Genomic DNA, 19,077 nt, shown 5'->3' on the forward strand with positions numbered 1-19,077 from the left:
AGACCCACTGTGCTCTCACACGCTTACGGAGTCCCCGTGTCGCTGCCACCGCTGGTCGAGCCCGCCCCCGAGCTCTCCGTCGACGAGGTCCGCAGGTACTCGCGCCACCTGATCATCCCGGACGTCGGGATGGCCGGCCAGAAGCGGCTGAAGAACGCCAAGGTGCTCTGTGTGGGCGCCGGCGGCCTCGGCTCGCCCGCGCTGATGTACATGGCCGCGGCGGGTGTGGGCACGCTCGGCATCGTCGAGTTCGACGAGGTCGACGAGTCGAACCTGCAGCGGCAGGTCATCCACAGCCAGGCGGACATCGGCCGCCCCAAGGCGGAGTCCGCCCGCGACACGGTGCTGGGCATCAACCCGTACGTGAAGGTGAACCTCCACCAGGAGCGGCTGGACTCCTCGAACGTCATGGAGATGTTCGCCGAGTACGACCTGATCGTCGACGGCACGGACAACTTCGCCACCCGCTACCTGGTCAACGACGCCTGCGTGCTGCTCGGCAAGCCGTACGTGTGGGGCTCCATCTACCGATTCGACGGCCAGGCGTCGGTCTTCTGGGCCGAGCACGGCCCGTGCTACCGCTGCCTGTACCCCGAGCCCCCGCCGCCCGGCATGGTCCCGAGCTGCGCCGAGGGCGGCGTGCTGGGCGTGCTGTGCGCGTCGATCGGCTCGATCCAGGTCAACGAGGCCATCAAGCTGCTCGCCGGCATCGGCGACCCGCTGGTCGGCCGGCTGATGATCTACGACGCCCTGGAGATGCAGTACCGCCAGGTCAAGGTCCGCAAGGACCCGGACTGCGCGGTCTGCGGCGAGAACCCGACCGTCACCGAGCTGATCGACTACGAGGCGTTCTGCGGCGTCGTCTCCGACGAGGCGCAGGAGGCCGCGGCCGGCTCCACGATCACTCCGAAGCAGCTCAAGGAGTGGATCGACGACGGTGAGAACATCGACATCATCGACGTCCGGGAGCCCAACGAGTACGAGATCGTCTCGATCCCGGGCGCGCGGCTGGTCCCGAAGGACGAGTTCCTGATGGGCAACGCCCTGGAGGGGCTGCCGCAGGACAAGAAGATCGTCTTGCATTGCAAGACGGGTGTCCGGTCCGCGGAAGTCCTGGCGGTGCTGAAGTCGGCGGGCTTCGCCGACGCGGTGCACGTGGGCGGCGGCGTGGTCGGCTGGGTGAACCAGATCGAGCCGGACAAGCCCATCTACTGACGCAGGGCGTACGACGACGCGGCGTGCCGCCGCCGGAGGTTTCCGGCGGCGGCACGTCTGTCTGTCCTGCCGGGCTACTTGCGGCAGGTCGTGTCGTTCTTCGGGGCCCGGCCGTCGAGCAGGTACGTGTCGACCGCCTCCTGCGTGCAGCGGTTGCCGCTGCCGTACGCCCCGTGCCCCTGGCCGACGCGCGTCAGCTTCACCGCCACGTCGCCGCCGAGCGCGTCGACCATCCGCTGCGTGCCCTCGAACGGCGTCGCCGGGTCGCCCGTGCTGCCGACGACCAGCATCGTGTCCGCGCTCTTCGCGCTCACCTGCGGCGTCGAGCGCTTGCCCGTCACCGGCCAGCCGTCGCAGGACGCCAGGCCCCAGGCCATGAAGTCGCCGAACACGGGCGACGCCTTGTGGAACTCCGGCAGCCGGTCGCGGATGTCGTCGATCGAGTAGCGGTCCTTGGTGTCCGCGCAGTTGACCGCGAGGAAGGACGACTGGAGCGTGCTGTAGTGCCCGTCTGGCTCGCGGCCGTTGAGCGCGTCGGCCAGGAGCAGCAGGGTCGCGCCGTCGTCGTCCTGCGCCTGCTCCAGGCCCTGCGTCAGCAGCGGCCAGAGCTGCTTGGAGTACAGCGACTGCGCGATGCCCCCGGTGGCCAGCGACTCCGTCAGGTCGCGGCCGGAGGAGGCCGGGATCGGCTTGCCGTCGAGCCGCTCCAGCAGGTCCGCGACGTCTTCCGTGGCGACCGCGGGCTCGCCGGAGGCGGCGTCGCCGAGGGGGCACTGCTTGCCCTGCTTGGCGCAGTCCTCGGCGTAGTTCTCCAGCGCCCGCTGGAAGCCCTTCGCCTGCGCCAGCGAGCGCTGCGCGCTGTTCTGCGTGGGGTCCACCGGGCTGTCGAGCACGGCCCGGCCGATCCGCTCGGGGAAGAGGTGGGCGTAGACGGCGCCCAGTTCGGTCCCGTACGAGATGCCGAAGTAGTGCATCTTGTCGTCGCCGAGCGCGGCGCGCATGAGGTCCATGTCGCGGGCGGCGCTCTCGGTGGCGACGTGCGGCAGCACCTTGCCCGACTTCTTCTCGCAGGCGGCGGCGAAGTCGTGGATCCGGTCCAGGTACGCCTTCTCCTCCGCCTTGTCGTCGGGGGTGTTGTCGGCGGCGAAGTACTTGTCGAGCGCGCGGTCGTCGAGGCAGTGCACGCCCTCGCTGCGGCCGACGCCGCGCGGGTCGAAGCTGACGAGGTCGTAGCGCTTGTGCAGCGTCTTGTACTGGGAGACGAGGCCCGGCAGGGTGTCGATGCCCGAGCCGCCGGGGCCGCCGAAGTTGAAGAGCAGCGAGCCGATGCGGTCCTCCCGCGGCCCGGTGGCCTTGGCGCGGATCATGGCGATGCCGATCTTCTCGCCGTCCGGCTTGTCGTGGTCGAGGGGTACGTCGAGGGTGCCGCACTCCCAGTCGGTCTCGGCGGCCGGCGCTCCGGGCGCGGGCTTGGGGAGGTTCTTGCACGCCCCCCAGTGGATGCCGGCGGCCGCCGCGCCGTCCTCCAGCCCTCCGTCGCGCTCGGACGACGACGCGATGCCGCAGCCGCCCGCGGCCAGGGCGGTCAGAAGGACGGTGGCGGCGGTGACGGCGGTGGTCGGCTTGGTGACCCGCACGGCGGCTCCCCGGTCTCGGCGGTGGCGGACTGCCATCGTCCGGCGGGGCGCGGACGGCCGCGCGCTGCACGGGGCGTACGGGTGAGTACGGTGGTCCCCGTACCGTTCACCCCCGCCACCAGGGAGGCCGCGTGTCCTACTACGTCCTCGACTACTCCTACGTCGACGACTACCTGGCGCGGCGGGACGCCTACCGCGAGGCCCACCTCGACCTCATCCGCGAGTACCACCGGCGCGGCGACCTCTTCATGGCAGGCGCCATGACGGAGGCCCCGCCGCGCGGCCTGCTGGTCTGGCGGACCGAAGGCCCGGGGCCCGCCGAGGAGTTCGTCAGGAGGGACCCGTACGTGGCGAACGGGCTGGTGGACAAGTGGAGCATCCGCCCCTGGAACGTCGTCGACCTCTGACCCGGCCCCGACGGGGCCCGGCTACAGGGCGCCCTTGCGGGTCAGGTGGGTGAACGACAGCCACCCCGGCAGCACCGGCATCCAGAACGTCAGCAGCCGGAACAGCAGCACCGCGGAGAGCGCCGTGTCGCTGGGCATCCCCGCCGCCGTCAGACCCGCCGTGAGCGCCAGCTCCACCGCGCCCACGCCGCCCGGCGTCGGGGCCGCCGAGCCCAGCGCGTTGCCGGCGAGGAAGACGACCGCGACGCTCGCGAAGCTGAGGTCGCCGCCGAAGGCCCGTACCGAGGCGTCCAGGCAGAGCACGAACGACAGCGTCATCAGCACCATGCCGCCGATGCCCGCCGCGAGCTTCTGCGGGCGCTGGAGCACGTCCAGCATGCGCGGCACCACGCCCGCGAAGAGTGACCGGATCCGCGACGAGACGGCCTTCCGCAGGAAGGGCACGGCCGTGATGATCAGGATCAGCACCGCCGCCGCCAGCAGTCCTGCGATGACCGTACGGGACGGGGACAGCGACGGCGTCCGCTCGGTCCCCGTCAGATAGCCGAAGGTCAGCAGCAGCAGGATGTGGCTGCCGAGACCGAAGAGCTGCGAGGCGCCGACGCTCGCCACCGCCAGGCCGGGCCGTACGCCCGACTTCTGCAGGAAGCGGGTGTTGAGCGCGACCCCGCCGACCGCCGCCGGGGCGACCAGCTTGACGAACGAGGCGGCGACCTGCGCCAGCACCGTGCGCCCGTACGGCACCCGCTCGGGGACGAAGCCCAGCAGCGACAGCGCGGCGGCGAGGTACGTGGCGGAGGAGAAGAGCGCGGCCAGCGCCGCCCAGCGCCAGTTCGCCTGCGACAGCACGTCGTCGACCTTGACGTGGGTGAGCTGCGTCAGCAGGAAGTACGCGGCGAAGACGCCCGCGATGATGCTGACGAGCGTGCGCGGCCTGATCCGCTCGATGCGTACCGGCTCCACCGGCGCCTGCGGCCGGATCAGCAGCACGTGCTGGCGGATCTGCGTCAGCACGTCCTCCTCGCGGGCCTCGTCCAGGGCGCCCTCGATCGCCCGCTTCTCGGCCTGCTTGGCGGCCCGCATGCTCTTGCGGTCCCCGGCCGCCTGGTGCTTGCGCGACCGCGACGCCTCGATGACCGCCTCCCGCTCGCGCGCCGCCCGCTCCCGGGAGAGCCGGCGCAGCTCCGCGCGGGTGTCCCGGGTCAGCGCGATCGGCTGGAGCAGCGGCAGCGCGTCGGCGACCGCGTCCGGGCCGAGGACCTCCACCGCCGCCGCGACCGCCCGCTCGGCGCCGACGCGCAGCGCGAACGTGGTCAGCAACTGGGCGATGTCCATGCGCAGCACGACGTCGCCCGCGGCGATGTCCCCGTTGCTGAGGTCGGTGAGGATCACCTTGCCCGAGCGCGTCACCAGCACGGCGTCCGCGTCCAGCCGGCGGTGCGCGATGCGGCGCGACTGGAGCGCCTTGACCTGCCGCCAGCTCTCGCGCATCAGCCGGTCGGTGATCGCCTCGTCGGCGACGGTGGCCAGCGGCCGGCCGCCGGTGTGCTCGTAGACGAGCATGACCGCGTCGGGGCCGAGGTCGGAGGTGGCGATGAGCTTGGGGGCGTTGGCGCCGGCGGCGATCGCGGCGTACGAGAGCAGCGCCTCCTGCTCCAGCGCCTGCCGCAGCGACTGCATGCTGCGCCGCTGGTAGACGCCGCGCAGCGACAGGCGGCGCCAGGCGCGGTAGAAGAAGCCCTGGGCCTGCTGCTCGCGGTCGACGACGGTGACGTCCAGCGGCGGGCCGTCCTCCAGCGTGACGACGAACCGCCGCCCGCGGCCGTCGCCGTCCAGGTCCGGCTGCTCCTCGGGCACCAGCGCGCTGACCGGACGGAAGCCGACGCGACGCAGGCCGGCGAGGAGGTTGCGGCCGGTGGGGCGGACGTTGGGGGAGCCGACCGCGTACATCGTGCCGTAGGCGACGGTCCAGCCGATGAGGACGGTGAGCAGGATGGCGAACGGGGTGGTGTAGCCGCCGACGAGCACCGCGAGGCCGTCGAGCACCAGGACCGTCCACATCAGCACGCGCCAGCGGGCGTGCCTGGCCATGCCGACGGCGGTCATGTACGCGATGACGGGGGCGAGATAGCCGTGGACGGGGTCGGTGCGCTCGCCGTCGCGGGCGATCTGCGTCAGCGCCCCCTGCACGGAGCCGGGGGCGGCCTCGGAGACCCAGAGCGAGACGGCGAGCCCGGCGCCGTGCGCGAGGACGGCGGCGAGCACGCCGTCGGCGATGCGCAGCCCGTCGCGCTTGACGAGGCGTTCGACGGCGAAGGCGACCGGGACGATGAGGACGGCGATGCTGGAGGTCAGGCCGCCGAGGGTGACGACGAACGAGGGCGTGTACTCGGCGCCCTTGGTGATGTCCTCCTCCAGGCCCTCGGTGGTGGCGTGCGCGACGGCGGCCAGGCCGAGGACGGCGGCGATGCCGAGGACGCCGAGGAGCAGCCGCATGAGGTCGGAGGGGCGGTGCACGCGGGCGGGCAGGAGGGGGTCGTCGCCCTCGATGGGGCCGGGGGCGGCGCGGCGGCGGGAGTCGTACCGGGCGGTGGCGGGGGACTGGGGACGGGGGGTGTCGTAGAGGCCGCGGGGGTGGTCGGGGGAGTCGTCGCGGTCGGCGTCCTGCTCGTCGTACGAGCCCTGCCCGGCCCGCTCGTCGGGCTCGTCACGCCCTTCCTGCCCGTCGGGGCGGGCCTGCCCGTCCCGCTCGTCGCGCGCAGGGTCCACCGCTTCGTCCACGCCCTGCTGCACGCGCGGACCCCGGCCGCGGCGCGCGTCCCCTTCGTCCCGCGCGGCACCGTCCAGGCGGGCAGGGCTCTGCGCCTCCGTGACCGGCTCTGCCGGCGGAGGCTCGGCCGCGGAGTCGCGCCGCATGCCCTGGGTTGTCCCGTCTTCGTCTCGTATCACCAGTCACCGCCCGCACGATGGTGGCACGAGCATGTCTCCGATGGTCGCATCCGGGTGTGCTTTACAGCGGTGTGCCCGCTGCCGGTCGCCGCGCCGGACTGTCGGCGGTCTGGGGCAGGATGGGGCGGATGGACGACGCGACACCCTCCGCCGGCCCCCCGGGCCCGGACGCCGGCCTTCTCGACGAGTATGCGGACCGGGTGCTCTCCGTGGCAGAGGGCATCCCGCCGGGCCGCGTGATGACGTACGGGGATGTGGCGGAGTTCATAGACCGCGGCGGGCCGCGCCAGGTGGGCCGGGTGATGGCGCTCTACGGGAGCGCCGTGCCCTGGTGGCGCGTGGTGCGCGCCGACGGCCGGCCGCTTCCAGGCCACGAGCGCGAGGCCCTGGAGCAGTACCGGGTGGAGGGCACGCCCCTGCGCGCCACCACCGCGGGTGACCAGCGCATCGACCTCCGCCGCGCCCGCTGGGACGGCAGCGGCGACGGTGTCGAGGGTCATATCTGACAGCTTCCGACACCGGGCACCAAACGGCCCGGGCCGCCGCCCGTACGGAGTACGGTTCGGCAACCGGCACCTCCCTTCCGACCTCTGCCCCCGGCGATACATGTGAGCACTTTGTCCGTCCCCTCCCCGGCCTACCGGCTCGTCCGCACCGCGCCCGTGCGGCCGGTCCCCCCTGTGCCGGACGCAGCGCAGCGCGCGGTGGTTCATCACGGGGACGGACCGCTTCTCGTACTCGCAGGACCGGGGACGGGCAAGACGACGACTCTGGTGGAGGCCGTCACCGAACGGATCAGGCGCGGGGCGGACCCCGAGCGGATCCTCGTGCTGACGTTCAGCCGCAAGGCGGCGGTGGAGCTGCGCGACCGGATGGCGGCCCGGCTGGACGGCGCGCCGGCGCCGCAGGCCAGCACGTTCCACTCGTACTGCTACGCGCTGGTGCGGGCGCACCAGGACGCCGAGATGTTCGTCGAGCCGCTGCGGCTGCTGTCAGGGCCAGAACAGGACGTCGTCGTACGGGAACTGCTCGCGGGACACGACGCGGACGGCGCCCGCGCGCGGGTCTCCTGGCCGGCGGAGCTGCGGGCCTGCCTGACGACGCGCGGGTTCGCCGACGAGGTACGGGCGGTGCTGGCGCGCAGCCGGGAGCTGGGCCTGGGGGCGGCGGCGCTGGACAGCTTCGCGGCGGCGGCGGGGCGGCCGGACTGGGGGGCGGCGGGGGAGTTCCTGGCGGAGTACCTGGACGTGCTCGACATGCAGGGGGTGCTCGACTACGCGGAGTTGGTGCACCGGGCGGTGCTGCTGGCCGAGTCGGAGCGGGTGGCGGCGGAGCTGGCGGGGCGGTACGACGCGGTGTTCGTCGACGAGTACCAGGACACGGACGCGGCGCAGGTGCGGCTGCTGCGGGCGCTGGCGGGCGGCGGCCGGACGCTGGTCGCCTTCGGCGACCCGGACCAGTCGATCTACGCGTTCCGGGGGGCGGACGTCGGGGGGATCCTGACGTTCCCGGAGGTCTTCCCGCGGCGGGACGGCGCGCCCGCGCCGGTCGCGGTCCTGCGCACGTCGCGGCGCTCGGCCGCGAAGCCGCTGGCGGCGACGCGGCTGCTCACCCGCCGGATGCCGCTGCCGCGGCTGCCGTCGGCGGCGGTACGGGCACACCGGGGGCTGGCGCCGGTGCGCGACGGGGGGCGGGTGGAGGCGTACACGTACCCGACGACGAGCGGCGAACTGGACAACGTCGCGGACATCCTGCGCCGGGCGCACCTCGAAGAGGGCGTCCCGTGGCGTGAGATGGCGGTCCTGGTCCGCGCGGGCGCCCGCACGATCCCGTCGGTCCGCCGCGCCCTGACCTCGGCGGGAGTCCCCCTCCACATAGCGGGCGACGACCTCCCCCTACGCCACGAACCGGCGGTCCAGCCCCTGCTGACAGCCCTGAGAACAACGGCCGCAGCGGTACTGCCCGCGGCGGCCCAGGGGGGACGTACGGAGGAGGGAGAGGGCGGCGATACGACGCCTGGCGGCGATACGACGCCTGGGAGTACCGGGGACGCGGACGGCGCGGAGCCCGGCAGCGGAGCGGCCCCCGGGCGTACGCAGGCAACGGGTGGGCGGGTGGCAGTCCCGGCGCCGAAGGCGCCGCCGACCGACGCGACGGAAGACGCGGCACCCGACCCGGGGACGAACCCCAGCGAGCGCACCACCGCCCCCGCACCAGCCGGCGAACCCCACACCGCCCCCGAACCCGACAACCCCCACACCGACCCCGCACCGGCCAACGACACCCCCCCAACCCCCGCCCCCGACCCCTGGATCCCCCCCGACGTCGCCATCGCCCTCCTCTCCTCCCCCCTCGGCGGCATGGACGCCGCCGACCTGCGGCGCCTCGGCCGCGCGCTCCGCGACGAGGAGCGGGCCGCGGGCCGCTCCGTACCGCGGCCCTCCGACGTCCTCCTCGCCGAGGCCCTCGCCGAGCCCCGCCGCCTCGTCGTCCACGACCGCGCCTACGCCGGCAACGCCCTCCGCCTCGGCCTCCTCCTGCGCAAGGTCCGCGACCTCCTCACCCGCGGCGGCACCGCGGAAGCCGCGCTGTGGGAGCTGTGGGACGGCACCCCCTGGCCCGGACGGCTCCAGCGCGCCGCCGCCCGCGGCGGTCCCGCCGGGCGCAACGCCGACCGCGACCTCGACGCCGTCTGCGCCCTCTTCGAGACCGCCGCCCGCGCCGAGGACCGCACCGGCGGCCGCGGCGCACTCAACTTCCTCGAAGAGCTCGAAGCCCAGGACATCGCCGCCGACGTCCTCACCCGCCGCGCCGACGACTCCGCGGGACCCGACGCCGTACGCCTCATGACCGCCCACCGCGCCAAGGGCCTGGAGTGGCGGCTCGTCGTCGTCGCCCAGGTCCAGGAGGGCCTCTGGCCCGACCTGCGCCGCCGCGGCTCCCTGCTGGAGGCGGACCGCATCGGCCGCGACGGCCTCGCCGAGCCGCTGCCGCCCGGCGCGATCCTCGCCGAGGAGCGCCGGCTCTTCTACGTCGCCGCCACCCGCGCCCGCGAACGGCTCGTCGTCACCGCCGTGAAGGCGCCCGCGGAGGACGGCGACCAGCCGTCGCGGTTCCTCGCGGAGCTGGGCGTCGACCCCAAGGACGTCACAGGACGCCCCCGCCGCCCGCTGTCCGTCGCCGCGATGGTCGCCGAACTGCGCGCGACGACCGTCGACCCCGAGGCGTCCGACGCCCTGCGGGCCGCCGCCGCCGAGCGGCTGGCCCGGCTGGCGGCGCCGGCGGACGACGGCCGTCCGCTGGTGCCCGCCGCGCACCCGGACCGCTGGTGGGGCCTGGACGAGCCGACCGAGAACGCGGTGCCGCTGCGCGACCGCGACCTGCCCGTCGCGCTCTCCGGCAGCGCCGTGGGGCAGTTGGTGGACACCTGCGCGCTGCAGTGGTTCCTCGGCCGGGAGGTACGCGCCGACGCGCCGGCCTCCGCCGCGCAGGGCTTCGGCCTCGTCGTCCACGCCCTCGCCGACGAGGTCGCCTCCGGCCGTACCCCCGCCGACCTCGACGCGCTCATGGAGCGCCTGGACGGCGTCTGGGACGGCCTCGCGTTCGACGCCCCGTGGAAGTCCGCGCAGGAGAAGGGGAACGCGCGCGCGGCCCTGGAGCGCTTCCTGCGCTGGCACGTGCTGGAGCGGGGCCGCCGTCCGGTGGCCAGCGAGCGGGACTTCGACGTCACGCTGAAGGCCGGTACGTACGAGGTGCAGATCAAGGGCACCATGGACCGGGTCGAGGAGGACGCGGAAGGCCGCGCGTACGTCGTCGACTTCAAGACCGGCAAGTCGCGGCCGACCGGACCCGAGGTCGCCGAGCACGCCCAACTCGCCGTGTACCAGGCCGCCGTCGCCGAGGGCGCGGCCGGCCCGGAGCGCACCGTGTCCGGCGGCGCCGAGCTGGTCCACCTGCGGATCGGGGCGCCCGTCCGGGAGGGCGGCGACGCGCTGCCGAAGGTGCAGCAGCAGCCGCCGCCGGAGGGCGACTGGGTGCCCCGGCTGCTGGCGACCGCCGCCGCCCGGGTGCTCGACGAGCGCTTCGGGCCGACGCCGGGAGACCACTGCGCGCAGTGCGCTTTCCGCAGCTCGTGCAGCGCCCGCCCGGAGGGCCGGCACGTCGTGGAGTGAGACCACAGTATGAGACCCCGGTGTGACACCGCGGCCGTCTGTGTGGTCGTATGACCAATCGGTCAGGTGTAAGCAACAAGTAAGGATTGACTGTGCGTAAGAGCGTGGTGGCGGCGGCGCTGGTCTCGGCCCTGGGTGTGACGGTTCTCTCGGCGTGCGGCAGCGAGGACAGCGGTCTCGCGGGCAAGTCGGCCGAGGAGATCAAGGACGAGACGGTGGCGGCCATGCGCTCCGCCAAGTCCATGACCCTGGACTTCCAGCAGACGGGGGCGGCGGCGACGTCGATGAAGCTGTCGGTGACCAAGGGCGGCGAGTGCACCGGCACCGTCACCACGCAGGGTGCCACGGCGGAGATCCGCCGCGTCGGCGGTACGTCCTACATGAAGCCGGACACGAAGTTCTGGGAGCAGAACGCCGGCAGCCCGGAGCAGGCGCAGCTCATCGAGGCGACCGTGGGCGACCGCTGGGTGGAGATGGGCGCGGGCCAGGACGACTTCGCGTCCTTCTGCGACCTCGACACGATCCTCAAGGACATGGACGACGAGGACAAGGGCGGCAAGAAGGACACCACCGAGAAGGGTGACGAGGGCGAGGTGCGCGGCACCCCGACCATCACGCTGATCGCCAAGGAGGACGGCGAGACCACGCGGGTCCACATCGCCACCGAGGGCGAGCCGTACATCCTCAAGATGGACATCGAGGACGGGGACGAGCCGGGTACGGCGGAGTTCTCGGAGTTCAACGAGAAGGTCGACGTCGAGGCGCCCGCCGACGCGGTGAACCTGAACGAGCTGGGCGGCTGAGCCCGTAGCGGACCGCGGGTCCGTGGCCCGGCCCGGCGCCGGACTCCGGCCGGCGCCGGGCGCGTACGCCCTGTAGCGCATCCCGCGCCCCTCGCGCCCGTCGGCAGCCGCACGGCCCCGGTTGTCGGCGGGCGCCGCTATGCTCGCTGGAATGCCGGCCCGTATCACCGACCCCGATCAGCTCAAGGAGCTCCTCGGGATCCCCTTCACCGCGGAGCAGACGGCGTGCATCACCGCACCGCCCGCCCCGCAGGTCATCGTGGCGGGCGCGGGGTCCGGCAAGACGACGGTGATGGCGGCCCGGGTGGTGTGGCTGGTCGGTACGGGGCAGGTGGCGCCGGAGCAGGTGCTGGGGCTGACGTTCACCAACAAGGCGGCGGCGGAGCTGGCGGAGCGGGTGCGCCGGGCGCTGGCGCAGGCGGGGGTCACGCCGGCGGGCGGTGCGGAGGGGGCGTACGGCGAAGGCGCGTACGGCGACGGGGTGCCGGGCGACGGCGCCGCGGAGCCCGGCGAGCCGCGGATCTCCACGTACCACGCCTTCGCCGGCCAACTGCTCAAGGACCACGGCCTGCGCATCGGCCTCGAACCCGGCGCCCGCCTCCTCGCCGACGCCACCCGCTACCAGCTCGCCGCCCACGTCCTGCGCACCGCCCCCGGCCCGTACCCCGCCCTGACGAAGTCCCTCCCGACGCTCGTCAGCGAACTCCTCGCGCTCGACGCCGAGCTGGCGGAACACCTCGTGGAGCCCGACGCGCTGGCGGACTTCGGCACCGGGCAGCTCGCCGGTCTCGACCGCGTCCGGCTCACCAACGACGAACTGCGCAAGGCCCCCAGAGCCGCGCAGGCCCGGCTGGAGCTGCTCCACCTCGTACGGGCCTACCGGCGCGAGAAGCGCCGCCGCGACCTGCTCGACTTCGGCGACCAGATCGCCCACTCCGCGCTGCTCGCCGAGGACCACCCGGCGGTCGGGCGGCTGCTGCGCGAGGAGTGCCGGGTGGTGCTGCTGGACGAGTACCAGGACACCTCCGTCGCCCAGCGGCGGCTGCTGGCCGGGCTGTTCGGCGGCGGTACGGGGCACGCGGTGACCGCCGTCGGCGACCCCTGCCAGGCGATCTACGGCTGGCGCGGCGCCTCCGTCGCCAACCTCGACGACTTCCCGGCCCACTTCCCGTACGCCGACGGCACCCCCGCGCGCCGCCAGGCGCTCAGCGAGAACCGCCGCAGCGGCGGGCGCCTGCTCGAACTCGCCAACGGCCTCGCCGCCCCCCTGCGCGCCCGCCACGTCGGCGTCGAGGCGCTGCGCCCCGCCCCGGGCGCGGAGCGGCACGGCACGGTGCGCTGCGCGCTGCTGCCGACGTACGGGGCGGAGCTGGAGTGGCTGGCGGACTCGGTGGCGCATCTGGTGCGTACGGGCACGGCCCCCGGCGACGTCGCCGTGCTGTGCCGCACCGCGGGCGACTTCGGCGACATCCAGGCGGCGCTGGTCGCCCGGGACGTCCCCGTGGAGGTCGTGGGTCTCGCCGGGCTGCTGGACCTGCCGGAGGTCGCGGACCTGGTGGCGATGTGCGAGGTGCTCCAGGACCCGACCGCCAACGCCGCGCTCGTCCGCCTGCTGACCGGCCCGCGGTGGCGCATCGGCGCCCGCGACCTCGCGCTGCTGGGGCGCCGCGCGCGGCTGCTGGTGGCCACGGTGCGTACGGATGGCGAACAGGACGCCGACGAGCGGCTGGCGCAGTCCGTGGAGGGCGTCGACCCGGCGGAGGTGGCGTCGCTCGCCGACGCGCTGGACACGTTCCTGGAGTCCCGGCAGCCCGACGACGGGCTGCCGTTCGGCGCGGAAGCCCGGAAGCGGTTCGGCCGGCTGGCGGCGGAGCTGCGGGACCTGCGGCGGTCGCTGGCGGACCCGCTGATGGACGTGCTGCACCGGGTGCTCGGGGTGACGGGCCTGGAGGTCGAGCTGTCCGCGTCGCCGCACGCGCTGGCGGCGCGGCGGCGCGAGACGCTGGCGCGCTTCCTCGACGTCGCCGCCGACTACGCCTCGTCGGCCGCCCTCGACGGCGAGGCGACGCTGCTGGCGTTCCTGGGCTTCCTGCGGACCGCGGCGCAGTACGAGAAGGGACTCGACAGCTCGCTGCCGGGCGACGGGCGGGACACGGTCAAGGTGCTCACGGCGCACAAGGCGAAGGGCCTGGAGTGGGACGTCGTGGTGGTGCCGGGGCTGGTGGAGAAGCACTTCCCGAGCCGGCAGCCGCGCGAGTCGTGGGTCACGCAGGGCAAGGTGCTGCCGCACGCGCTGCGGGGCGACGCCGAGACGCTGCCGGACGTGGCGGAGTGGACGGCGCGGGGGCTGAAGGACTTCAAGGCGGCGATGCGGGAGCACCAGGAGGTGGAGGAGCTGCGCCTCGGGTACGTCACGGTGACGCGCCCCCGGTCGCTGCTCCTGGGCTCCGGGCACTGGTGGGGTCCGACGCAGAAGGAGGCGCGGGGCCCGTCGGCGTTCCTGCACGCGCTGCGGGAGCACTGCGAGCGCGGCGGCGGCGAGGTCGAGGCGTGGGCCCAGGAACCCCCGAAGGAGGCGGAGAACCCGGCCCTGGCGGAGCACGCCGCGGAGCGCGCGTGGCCCCTCCCGCTCGCGCCTGCGGCGACGGCCCGCCGCCGCGAGGCCGCGGCGGCGGTGGAGGCGGCGCTCACCCGCCGGGCGACGCCGGACGAACCCGCCCCGGGTGCCGACCCCGACCGCGCCCCGGCCCCTCCCCTCGGGCCCGCAGACGTGCGGGTCGTCGAGTCCTGGGACCGGGACCTCGACGCCCTCGAAGCGGAACTGCTCGCCGCCCGCCGGCCCGTACGGGACGTCACCCTGCCCGCATCCCTCACCGCCTCGCAGCTCCTCCGGCTCGCCGCCGACGCCGAGGCGTTCACGCAGGAGCTGGCCCGGCCCATGCCCCGGCCGCCGATGCCCGCCGCGCGGCGCGGGACGCGGTTCCACGCCTGGGTCGAGTCGCGGTTCGAGGCGCTGCCGCTGCCCATGCTCGGCCCCGACGAGCTGCCCGGCGGCGAGGAGGACGCGCCGGAGATCGCCGACGAGCGCGAGCTGGCCGCCCTCAAGGAGTCCTTCGAGCGGTCCCCGTACGCCCGGCGCACCCCGTACCGCCTGGAGGCCCCCTTCCAGCTCAGCCTCGCCGGACGCCTGGTCCGCGGCCGTATCGACGCCGTCTACCGCGACCCCGGCGGCGGCTACGAGATCGTCGACTGGAAGACCGGCCGCAGCGGCAGCGCCGACCCCCTCCAGCTCGCCGTCTACCGGCTCGCCTGGGCCGAGCAGGAGCGGCTGCCGCTCGCCGACGTGACCGCCGCCTTCCTGTACGTACGCACCGGGGAGATCGTGCGTCCGGCCACACTGCCGGGCAGAGCGGAGCTTGAGGCACTGCTGTCCGGCCGGACGGATTAGGCTCGGGGGCATGAGCACCACCCCCGGCAGCGTCGCCGACCCTTCGGCGTACCTGCGGGACGGGCGCGCGGGGGCCGTGTGCGGCGCGGCGGAAGGGGAGCAGCAGTGACCACGGGCATCGACCGGGCGGCCTCTCGGCCGGTCTCCTTCACGGCGGACAGCGGCGTCGACCGCGCCGCCCACCACCGCATCGACGAGGCGTGGCTGGCCGCGGCCTGGAGCCATCCGACGACCCGGGTCTTCGTGGTCTGCGAGGGCCAGGTGCTCATCGACGACACCGCCGACGGCGGCACGGCGCTGGTCACGACGCCGGCCTTCGAGGCCCCGCCGACCGAGCAGCACCGCTACTTCCTCGGCACCGACTCCGACGGCGTGCGCTACTTCGCGCTGCAGAAGGACTCGCTGCCCGGCCGCATGGACGACACCGCGCGCGCCGCGGGGCTGCGCGAGGCGGGGCTGCTGCTGTCGGAGCAGGACGCCGGGCTGATGGTGCACGCCGTCGCGCTGGAGAACTGGCAGCGGCTGCACCGCTTCTGCTCGCGCTGCGGTGAGCGTACGGTCATCGCCGCCGCGGGCCACATCCGCCGCTGCCCGGCGTGCGGCGCGGAGCACTACCCGCGGACGGATCCCGCTGTGATCATGGCCGTGACGGACCCGGAGGACCGGATCCTGCTGGGCCGCCAGGTGCACTGGCCGGAGGGGCGCTTCTCGACGCTCGCGGGCTTCGTCGAGCCCGGCGAGTCGCTGGAGCACGCGGTGCGGCGGGAGGTCTTCGAGGAGGCGGGGGTGGTGGTCGGCGACGTGGAGTACGTGGCCAGCCAGCCGTGGCCGTTCCCGTCGAGCCTCATGGTCGGCTTTCTCGCGCGGGCGGCGGACGCCAAGGGCGCGGAGATCCGGGTGGACGGCGAGGAACTGCACGAGGCGCGCTGGTTCTCCCGCGAGGAGCTGGGCGCCGCGTACGAGTCCGGCGAGGTGCTGCCGCCGTACGGCATCTCGATCGCGGGGCGGCTGATCGAGCTGTGGTACGGCTCGGACCTGCCGCGGCGGCCGGGCTGACGGCCGCCGCGGGTCCTGCGGACGCGCTGCCGGGCGCCGGGCTCCGCGCCCGGCGCCGGCGGCCGCGGTCAGGCGCCGAGGGCGGCCTTGACCTGCGCCAGCGAGGGGTTCGGCATGGCGACGGACTCGCCGCCCTGCCGCGGCACCACGACGACGGTCGGCACGAGCTGGTTGCCGTTGTTCACGCTCTCGACGTAGGCGGCGGAGTCCGGGTCCTGCTCGATGTTGATCTCCTCGAACGGGATGCCCTCGCGGTCCATCTGGCTCTTCAGCCGACGGCAGTAGCCGCACCAGGTGGTGCTGTACATCGTGACGGTGCCCGCCATGTCGCTGCGCTCCTTTGGGGGTCGGCCGGGTCGCGGCGTGATCTGTTCCGGAAGGTGAACGTACCCGGGGACGCCGCCATTCCCGTAGTCTCAGCCGCCTTCTGTGGATAACCGGGCCCGTCAACCGGGGCCTGTGGACAACCGGCACACCGGTCCCGGCGGACCTGGCAGCATGGCGGGGTGACAGCAGCACCGCAGCCCTCGTCGTCCTCGCAGCCCTCCCTGTCCCCGGAGCCCACGGAGTTCCCGGCCGTCCCGGGCTCGGCGGACGCGGTGCTGGCCGGGCTCGACCCGGAGCAGCGCGAGGTGGCGACGGCGCTGCGCGGCCCGGTGTGCGTGCTGGCCGGCGCGGGCACGGGCAAGACCCGCGCGATCACCCACCGCATCGCGTACGGGGTGCGCGCCGGCATGCTCCAGCCGGGCAGCGTGCTGGCCGTGACGTTCACGAACCGGGCGGCCGGCGAGATGCGCGGCCGGCTGCGCCAGCTCGGCGCCCCGGGTGTGCAGGCGCGGACGTTCCACTCCGCCGCCCTGCGGCAGTTGCAGTACTTCTGGCCGCGCGCGGTCGGCGGCGAGCTGCCGCGGCTGCTGGAGCGCAAGGTCCAGTTGGTGGCGGAGGCCGCGGCGCGCACCCGCGTCCGCCTCGATCGCAATGAGCTGCGGGATGTCACCGGCGAGCTGGAGTGGGCGAAGGTCACCCAGACCGCCCCCGAGGACTACGCCGCGGCGCTCGCCAAGACCGGCCGCGACGCCCCGCGCGACCCGGCGGAGATCACCGGGATCTACCGGGGTTACGAGCAGTTGAAGCGCGACCGCGGCGTCATCGACTTCGAGGACGTGCTGCTGCTCACCGTGGGCGTGCTCCAGGACCGCCCGGACATCGCCGAGCAGGTGCACCGGCAGTACCAGCACTTCGTCGTCGACGAGTACCAGGACGTCAGCCCCCTCCAGCAGCGGCTCCTCGAACTGTGGCTCGGCGGCCGGGACAGCCTGTGCGTCGTCGGCGACGCCAGCCAGACGATCTACTCCTTCACCGGCGCCACCCCCGACCACCTGCTGGACTTCCGCACCCGGCACCCGGACGCCACCGTCGTCAAGCTCGTCCGGGACTACCGCTCCACGCCCCAGGTCGTCCACCTGGCCAACGGTGTGCTTTCCCAGGCCACGGGCCGGGCCGCCGCCGCCCGGCTGGAGCTGGTCGCGCAGCGCGACGCGGGCCCGGAGCCGGCCTTCGCGGAGTACGCGGACGAGCCCGCCGAGGCCGAGGGCACCGCCTGGCACATCCGCCGGCTCATCGACGCGGGCGTGGCGCCCAGCTCCATCGCCGTGCTCTACCGGATCAACGCCCAGTCGGAGGTCTACGAGCAGGCGCTCGCCGACCGCTCCGTGCCGTACCAGATGCGGGGCGCCGAGCGGTTCTTCGAGCGGCCCGAGGTGCGCGAGGCGGGGGTCAAGCTGCGCGGGGCGGCGGTGGCCGGCAAGAACGACGCGATGCTGGACGAGGCCGGCCGGGACGGCGACCTGGCCGCGCAGGTGCGGGCCGTGCTGGGGACGATGGGCTGGTCCGCGGAGGCGCCGGCCGGCTCGGGCGCGGCGCGGGACCGCTGGGAGTCGCTGGCCGCGCTGGTGCGGCTGGCCGAGGACTTCGCGCGGGCCCGGCCGGGAGCGGCGCTCGGGGATCTGGTCGAGGAACTGGCGGAGCGCGCGGCGGCGCAGCACGCGCCGACGGTCGAGGGTGTGACGCTCGCCTCACTGCACGCCGCGAAGGGCCTGGAGTGGGACGCGGTGTTCCTGGTGGGGCTCACGGAGGGCATGCTCCCGATCACGTACGCCAAGACGCCCGAGCAGATCGAGGAGGAGCGCCGGCTGCTCTACGTCGGCATCACCCGGGCCCGGGTGCACCTGTCGCTGTCCTGGGCGCTGTCCCGTTCGCCGGGCGGGCGGGCCTCGCGGGGCCCGAGCCGCTTCCTGACCGGGCTGCGGCCGGGCTCGGGGCGCGGTGGCGGTGGCGCCGGGGCGGTGTCGCAGGGCGGCGTGGAGCGGGGCGGTGCGGACCGGGGCGCGGCGGCCCGGCGCCGGCGCCGGGGACCGGTGCGCTGCCGGGTCTGCGGGCGGACGCTGACGGACGCCGGCGAGATCAAGCTGATGCGCTGCGAGGACTGCCCCTCGGACATGGACGAGGGGCTGTACGAGCGGCTGCGGGACTGGCGAGCGGTCCAGGCGCAGCAACTGGGACAGCCCGCGTACTGCGTCTTCACCGACAAGACCCTGATCGCCATCGCCGAGGCCGCGCCGGTCAACGAGCAGGAACTGTCGGTCATTTCGGGTGTGGGCAAGCGCAAGCTCGACCGATATGGCGCCGATGTCCTGGATCTGTGTGCCGGCCGGGAGCCGTCGGGGGAGCCCGTCGACGAGCCCTGACGGGGCCCGGAAAAAAGTCCCCGAAAAATGGTTTGCGATCGCCGGGAGTAGCCTCATAGCCTTCCGGCACGGAAGAACAGCTCTTCACGGAGCCGGTGATTCCGTGTTGTACTAGGAGACCTTGGACCAGCTCGCCGGTCCGACGAGACCAGAGAGGAGGAGAAACCCATGATCAGCAACACGAAACTTGAAGGTCGTGCTGCCGACGGTCGCGAGGTCGTCTCCTCCTGCCTGCTCGCCCTCTCCAAGCTCCAGGTCCCCGCCACCGGTGTGTCCGGTGTCCGTGGCGGTCTGGGTGCCGACATCCGTGACGAGCGACCGACCAAGGCACTCCTGGTAGCAGCGGCGCAGGCTCCGGCCTATGCGGCGGCGGCAGCGGGTGCCGACCTCCAGCAGGAGTGGGCCAATGGCGCCTTTGCAGGCGGCATTGCGGCCACGACGACGCACATGCGGGCCTTCCGCGGGCCTGATCCCTGGAAAGAACCATCTTGATCGAATCGATTGAGACGGCACCTTCCAGGGCCGCGGAACCCGAACCGGGATCCGCGGCCCTTTTGATTTGCCCAACGCAGAAGTTGATCAAGACGACGAGCAAGGACGGAACCGTGTCCCTCCCCGTGCACACCCCGCACAGGCCCACGCC

At 74.1% G+C, this 19,077-nt stretch carries 12 protein-coding genes; 9 read left to right on the forward strand and 3 right to left on the reverse strand.

Going from position 1 to position 19,077, the window contains the following annotated elements:
* Positions 1–36 precede the first annotated feature (36 nt).
* Positions 37–1,215: an adenylyltransferase/sulfurtransferase MoeZ gene (gene moeZ, locus OG946_RS25665; RefSeq protein WP_326798360.1), complete on the forward strand. Its 1,179-nt coding sequence runs from the start codon at positions 37–39 to the stop codon at positions 1,213–1,215.
* A 74-nt stretch (positions 1,216–1,289) separates the two neighbouring features.
* On the opposite strand, the gene OG946_RS25670 is transcribed toward moeZ, so the two are convergent.
* Positions 1,290–2,852 (reverse strand): alpha/beta hydrolase, encoded by a 1,563-nt coding sequence (locus OG946_RS25670; RefSeq protein ID WP_326798361.1) that lies wholly within the window; start codon positions 2,850–2,852, stop codon positions 1,290–1,292.
* A gap of 131 nt (positions 2,853–2,983) precedes the next feature.
* On the opposite strand from OG946_RS25670, the gene OG946_RS25675 reads away from it, so the two are divergent.
* A complete protein-coding gene (locus OG946_RS25675; RefSeq protein ID WP_326798362.1) occupies positions 2,984–3,259 on the forward strand; it encodes a YciI family protein in 276 nt (91 codons plus the stop codon).
* Positions 3,260–3,280: 21 nt separating this feature from the next.
* Here OG946_RS25675 and OG946_RS25680 read toward each other — a convergent pair whose 3' ends face one another.
* Complete coding sequence (locus OG946_RS25680) at positions 3,281–6,175, reverse strand: flippase-like domain-containing protein (RefSeq protein WP_326798363.1); 2,895 nt, start codon at positions 6,173–6,175, stop codon at positions 3,281–3,283.
* A gap of 161 nt (positions 6,176–6,336) precedes the next feature.
* On the opposite strand from OG946_RS25680, the gene OG946_RS25685 reads away from it, so the two are divergent.
* From OG946_RS25685 to nudC, 5 genes are all read left to right on the forward strand, one after another.
* On the forward strand, positions 6,337–6,714 hold the full coding sequence (locus OG946_RS25685) for an MGMT family protein (RefSeq protein WP_326798364.1): 378 nt from the start codon (positions 6,337–6,339) through the stop codon (positions 6,712–6,714).
* A 174-nt stretch (positions 6,715–6,888) separates the two neighbouring features.
* Complete coding sequence (locus OG946_RS25690; protein ID WP_326798365.1) at positions 6,889–10,380, forward strand: ATP-dependent helicase; 3,492 nt, start codon at positions 6,889–6,891, stop codon at positions 10,378–10,380.
* Positions 10,381–10,472: 92 nt separating this feature from the next.
* Positions 10,473–11,183 (forward strand): hypothetical protein, encoded by a 711-nt coding sequence (locus tag OG946_RS25695; RefSeq protein WP_326798366.1) that lies wholly within the window; start codon positions 10,473–10,475, stop codon positions 11,181–11,183.
* Positions 11,184–11,334: 151 nt separating this feature from the next.
* Positions 11,335–14,631 carry an ATP-dependent DNA helicase gene (locus OG946_RS25700; RefSeq protein WP_326798367.1) on the forward strand — a complete coding sequence of 1,099 codons (3,297 nt, stop codon included), beginning with the start codon at positions 11,335–11,337 and terminating at the stop codon, positions 14,629–14,631.
* Positions 14,632–14,736: 105 nt separating this feature from the next.
* Positions 14,737–15,687 carry an NAD(+) diphosphatase gene (nudC, locus tag OG946_RS25705; protein WP_326798368.1) on the forward strand — a complete coding sequence of 317 codons (951 nt, stop codon included), beginning with the start codon at positions 14,737–14,739 and terminating at the stop codon, positions 15,685–15,687.
* Positions 15,688–15,755: 68 nt separating this feature from the next.
* Here nudC and OG946_RS25710 read toward each other — a convergent pair whose 3' ends face one another.
* Entirely contained in the window at positions 15,756–16,013 is a 258-nt protein-coding gene (locus OG946_RS25710; protein WP_101421709.1) for a mycoredoxin, read from the reverse strand.
* Positions 16,014–16,193: 180 nt separating this feature from the next.
* On the opposite strand from OG946_RS25710, the gene OG946_RS25715 reads away from it, so the two are divergent.
* Both OG946_RS25715 and OG946_RS25720 read left to right on the forward strand, forming a co-directional pair.
* The gene (locus tag OG946_RS25715) at positions 16,194–18,434 is read left to right on the forward strand and encodes an ATP-dependent DNA helicase UvrD2 (RefSeq protein ID WP_326798369.1); all 2,241 of its coding nucleotides are present in this window, start codon (positions 16,194–16,196) and stop codon (positions 18,432–18,434) included.
* A gap of 168 nt (positions 18,435–18,602) precedes the next feature.
* A complete protein-coding gene (locus tag OG946_RS25720; RefSeq protein ID WP_326798370.1) occupies positions 18,603–18,926 on the forward strand; it encodes a hypothetical protein in 324 nt (107 codons plus the stop codon).
* The last annotated feature ends 151 nt before the right edge of the window (positions 18,927–19,077 follow it).

The organism is Streptomyces sp. NBC_01808, from assembly GCF_035917395.1.
Lineage (GTDB): Bacteria > Actinomycetota > Actinomycetes > Streptomycetales > Streptomycetaceae > Streptomyces.